The 4,796-nt window shown below is 34.5% G+C and carries 7 protein-coding genes; 4 read left to right on the forward strand and 3 right to left on the reverse strand.

What is annotated here, in order from left to right:
- The 3 genes from A9G38_RS07785 to A9G38_RS07795 all read left to right on the forward strand — a co-directional run.
- Positions 1-289: IS3 family transposase (locus tag A9G38_RS07785; RefSeq protein ID WP_176713247.1), on the forward strand; the 289-nt coding region annotated here is incomplete at its 5' end.
- 109 nt (positions 290-398) lie between these two features.
- The gene (locus tag A9G38_RS07790) at positions 399-989 is read left to right on the forward strand and encodes a hypothetical protein (RefSeq protein ID WP_065623222.1); all 591 of its coding nucleotides are present in this window, start codon (positions 399-401) and stop codon (positions 987-989) included.
- An 81-nt stretch (positions 990-1,070) separates the two neighbouring features.
- Positions 1,071-1,331: a hypothetical protein gene (locus A9G38_RS07795; RefSeq protein ID WP_034915583.1), complete on the forward strand. Its 261-nt coding sequence runs from the start codon at positions 1,071-1,073 to the stop codon at positions 1,329-1,331.
- Between the two features lie 326 nt (positions 1,332-1,657).
- On the opposite strand, the gene A9G38_RS07800 is transcribed toward A9G38_RS07795, so the two are convergent.
- The 3 genes from A9G38_RS07800 to A9G38_RS07810 form a co-directional block, all read right to left on the reverse strand.
- Positions 1,658-2,689, reverse strand: a complete 1,032-nt coding sequence (locus A9G38_RS07800; protein ID WP_034915586.1) for an AI-2E family transporter — start codon at positions 2,687-2,689, stop codon at positions 1,658-1,660.
- A gap of 259 nt (positions 2,690-2,948) precedes the next feature.
- Positions 2,949-3,569: a peptide chain release factor H gene (gene prfH, locus A9G38_RS07805; RefSeq protein ID WP_034915590.1), complete on the reverse strand. Its 621-nt coding sequence runs from the start codon at positions 3,567-3,569 to the stop codon at positions 2,949-2,951.
- Positions 3,569-4,585, reverse strand: a complete 1,017-nt coding sequence (locus tag A9G38_RS07810) for an RNA ligase RtcB family protein (RefSeq protein WP_051634367.1) — start codon at positions 4,583-4,585, stop codon at positions 3,569-3,571. Before A9G38_RS07810 ends, prfH begins: the two co-directional genes overlap by 1 nt.
- 69 nt (positions 4,586-4,654) lie before the next feature.
- Between A9G38_RS07810 and A9G38_RS11750 the strand changes: the two genes are divergently transcribed.
- Positions 4,655-4,796, forward strand: a 142-nt coding sequence (locus A9G38_RS11750) for a transposase (RefSeq protein ID WP_141671700.1), incomplete at its 3' end; no start/stop codon positions are given.

Below are 4,796 nucleotides of genomic sequence, written 5' to 3' on the forward strand. Positions count from 1 at the left end.
GTTGTTTCATTCTGATAGAGGAAAAGAGTTTGATAATCATTTGATTGATGAATGTTTAACAGCATTTGGAATTAAACGGTCCTTAAGTCGCAAAGGCTGCCCCTATGATAACGCAATTGCAGAAAGCACATTCAAAGCAGTGAAAACAGAATTTGTGTCAAATACTATTTTTGATTCACTGGCGCAACTTAAATTGGAATTTAATCACTATGTGGATTGGTTTAATTATAATCGACTTCATTCAACATTAAATTACCAGTCGCCGATTGAATACAAAAGAAATCGATGACCTTATCTTTTTGGTACTAAAAAGTGTGGACATACCAACTGCCACAGTGACAAGTATACCAAGGAATGAGTCTTGGTTTTATGAGGTTTGCAGTACTCTGGAAAGTTTTATGCCTTCCTGTAGTACAAGAACTATTTTTAAAAAAAGTACATTTATACGCGTTATTTTAACAGGTCCATCAGCAAATCATGCTCAAAGAAACTCCAATAATCCAAGTCCAGTTCGTAAGCCACATTTGCCGCAAACATTTGAATTAGTGGGTAGAAATAGATCTGGTGAGGTATTAAAGTATAGTTTTATATTGAAGCAGTGGTTTGTCCATCGTGGTGATAAAATGGGTAACCAATCTGAGCAAACCGCATGGTGTAATGCGATAGGTTATCGTATGCCAAGAGTAAAAGATCTGACCAATGCGAAATGCGGCGTAGGTAACCCCAGATACGACAATTTTCCTTGTAGAAATGGAATAGACGGCGCTTCACCACAGTCACGCCGTAATGATGTACTACGCAATATAGGATCAGGACTCATAACGGAATGGGGAACCTTGACTATGTACGATAGTGCAGGCTTTTCCCGCCGTGGTAACTATTGGACTAGCGATAGCGATTTCTTCGTAGAATCGGGCAGTGGTACTGTTAAAAATCTAAAATCAGATTGGGTTCCTAGTTCTAATGGTGGTATTTGCGTTTATCCTTAATACTAATCTAATACAGAAACGTGGTGTAGATACTTAGGCTATTGAGTGCCGTAAGTAAAGGATCTAACGAACTCAGTCTGTTTGGGTATATGGGAAGGCGATTGGTGTAAAGGCTCTGTCGGCGCTACACCATCATCAAGTGGTAATCATTATCAACGACGAATAGGAGTAGGATTTTTCACAGAGTGGGGAATGATAGACACATTCTTTATCCCCGATGCGGGTTTTGTAGGTTCTGCTTATTTGACCAGTATCCCTTGTTTGGATGAAAAATGGTTTCTTAGCAGTACACATGGCGGGTGGCGACCTTGGCATGTGTGGCAAGGACGACGCACACCTTAGCTGTTTATCTCTCCATTTTTGAGTTGCAGAGGGGCTGAAGCAGACAACGTATGTGCGCTTTTGTTATTAAGCAGCGGTTATTAAATAACAAAAGCGCTCTTTTTAATCCAAAATCGGTGTAATAAAAAATAGTCAGTCTATAAATGTTTGATTTATTTAAAAACATTAAACATAAGCTTCAATAAAATTAATGGTTTATCTGAACAATTTTGGTGATTTTAAAGTTTTGACTATGTGCTAATAAATTAACTTATTTTTTACTATGAAAATCTATTTTATAACAATCAGATAACTATCAATTTATACAAATCTTAATTTGAATAGATTTAAATAATTCGTAATTCTTTTAGTGATAATTTTATAAACGCATAAAAAATAGGCGCAAAAATTAAACCAATCACACCAAAAAGAGTTTCTAAAAATAGCATCGCAATTAGTAATTCACAGATACCAGCATGGATTTTTGTTCCGACAATTTTAGCATTAAGTACATATTCCATTTTATGGATTAAAATTAAATAAACAATAATTATTATTGAAACAGAAAATGATACGGTAAATGCGACAAAAAAGATTATTGTATTGACAATCAGGTTTCCAATAATTGGAATTAGACCAAAAATAAATGTTGCTAGCACTAAACTTTTACTAAATGGCAAATGAATACCAAACACGGGCAGAATAATAAATAGTAAAATCGCCGTCATTACGGTATTAAATAATGCAATCACAACTTGAGAGATAGCTACATATTGGAAAACCACTACTAATCGGTTTAGGCTAGTTTTCAAGGCTTTAGTCAATGGCCTTTGTGTAATTTGATTATGATCAGCGTTGCGTTGATTTTCTTTATAACCCAGAATTAATCCAATGATCATTCCTACAATTAATATAATTAAATCATGAAACACTTTTTTAATAATAGATTGTAGATAAAACACATGATCTTTAAGGTAAGTCATTATAGTTGATTTAACTTCATCTAGATCATCAGGTAAATAATGGGTAATACTTGTTGGTAGACTGCTGATTACATTGTTGACCAGTAATTTCAAATTTGTTAATGTTTCGGTTGGATGCTTGGCCATATCAACAAACCAAGCAAATAAATACCAAAAGCCACCAATAAAAATGCCAATAATTAAAGTTGTAAGTACCAATACCGAAATTAATTTTGACCTATGGCTAAAACGTAGCATTTTTTGTGATAAAAAATCATCTAATTTTTGTGTTAACGTATAGGTTAATAAGCCTGCAATTACTGCTGGCATTAAATGCACTTGCATTAAGATAATGAAACTAACCGAAAACAGTGTAAGACAAAATATGCCTAATTTTTGATTGCTATTAAGTAACATTATTGATTTATTTCCTTTAATAATTAATGCAATATATTAAGTGAGCATATAGGGTGAAAGGTAATTATAATGATAAAAATAGAATATTGATACATTTGGGATTTATAAAGTATCAATATTCCATATAAATTATGTTTAATTATTTATTACTATGTAACATGAAGTGTATATTAATGTTTTAAATGCCTTTTATTTATAGTGCTTGTAAATAAAGTTTTATTATTCATATAAATAATAAAACTTTATATTAGTAACATGGTTAGTGTCTTTTTTCGCTAAATTTTTCACCGTAAAATACTAAACTACTATTACCTCTTGGCACCGAGTAATGAAATTGTTGGCGCGTGGCCTTATGTTGTTGATGTGTATTTGCTTCGTATTCGGCGAGTTTATGGGCTAGTAATAATTTAGCTAACCGTTTATTGGCATGTTGACTTCGTTCTGTTTGTACTTTAACACTAATCCCCGTCGCAAGATGTGTTGCTCTTACTGCTGATTCGGTTTTATTGACATGCTGGCCACCTGCACCTGATGATTTCATAGTCGTAAATTCAATGCTACTATCCACTATTTGCGAGGGATTTTTTAGGCAAGTAGTACCGATAAACCAATTCTTACGTTTATGCATTGGTCGATATGGACTTTGACAAATCCATTGTATGGTTCCAAGCCAACGTTGAATTAATTGTTCACTTTGTAAACCTTCAACCGAAATAAGGACTGATCGAAAAGTATTGGGGTTATCACCCAATACGTTTTCGACAATTTCGGTTGTTACCGATAATTGTCTTGCCTCATCTAAGAATTTTGTTACTGCTTTGGAAACAGCTAAAGTGCACTCGGCAGGTCCTCTGGCAGATGAAAAAAAGAGTAATGCCATTAATGACCTCCTTGTGTTTTATAGTTCAATATTGGCGTAAGCTGTGCAATGACTTTAACAATATTGACTTGTTGCATAGACTCAATCACACTATCGATTGATTTATATGCTTGTGGGGCTTCTTCATAAATTAAGCGACTATCTTCACAAATTATGCGAGTACCTAATTTAGTTCTTTTTAACTCTTGCATTGAATAACGATTATCTAACTTACCTTTACAATCGGTTCGTCGCCATTTACGCCCTGCGCCATGAGCTAATGACATAAGTAGGTCTTCACTCTTTATTGGTTTGACTAAATAGCTATAATCCCCTCGCGATCCTGGCACAATCACTAGTTCATCCGTAGCTGAAGAGGCTCCTTTACGATGTAACCAATAGTTTTGTTTCGAAAACGTTACTTTTTCCAGAAAGTTATGGCACACATTTAACACTTCTGTCCCTTGTGTATTCAGATTTTTCATTAATCTTTCAGCAACAGTTTGGCGATTTAATGTTGCAAACGCCACGGCGTTGTCGTGTTTAGTTAGATAGTTTAATGCTTCTGGACTATTTTCAGGCAAACCTTGATAACCAAAGCATGATATTTGATTTTGTAAAATTTGATGTCCTAATCCTCTTGAACCACTATGTACTAATAAAAATAATTTTTTAGCATTAAGTTGATAATGATTAAATAACTGTTCATCAAAAATCTTACTAACCTTTTGTAATTCAGCAAAATGGTTACCACCGCCAATTGTGCCAAGATTATATTTGTGCCGTATATCTGGTTGATCAATATTGCCGATTTGCCGTTCTAGTTTATCTACGCTTAGTTTGGCAATATTAATTTCTGTTTGCCAAAATCCCATACCACAACCAATATCACTGCCAATTAAAGCAGGGTAAATGATTTCACGACTTAAATAAGCCGCCCCAATAGGATAGCCTTTTCCTGGATGAAGATCTGGCATACCAACTACTTTAACCATATTTGGTAAATTTGCAGTTGTTAGGGCGTGTTGATCTTTCATGATTATTTTTTAGACGGCATGATGTGAGTTATAATAATTCAGCCAAAAACAACCATAACTCGATTCATCATGCCAAGAACAATGCTAACAGATAAACGGTGGGAAAAGCTACTACAAATAATGAAAAATACCGGCCGAGTTTATAATAAATCCGAGCATCGGATGACGTTTGAAGGGATCCTTTTCCGAATGAGAACCGGTATTCCTTGGC

The organism is Gilliamella sp. Imp1-1, assembly GCF_001690415.1.
Taxonomy (GTDB): Bacteria; Pseudomonadota; Gammaproteobacteria; order Enterobacterales; family Orbaceae; genus Gilliamella; species Gilliamella bombi.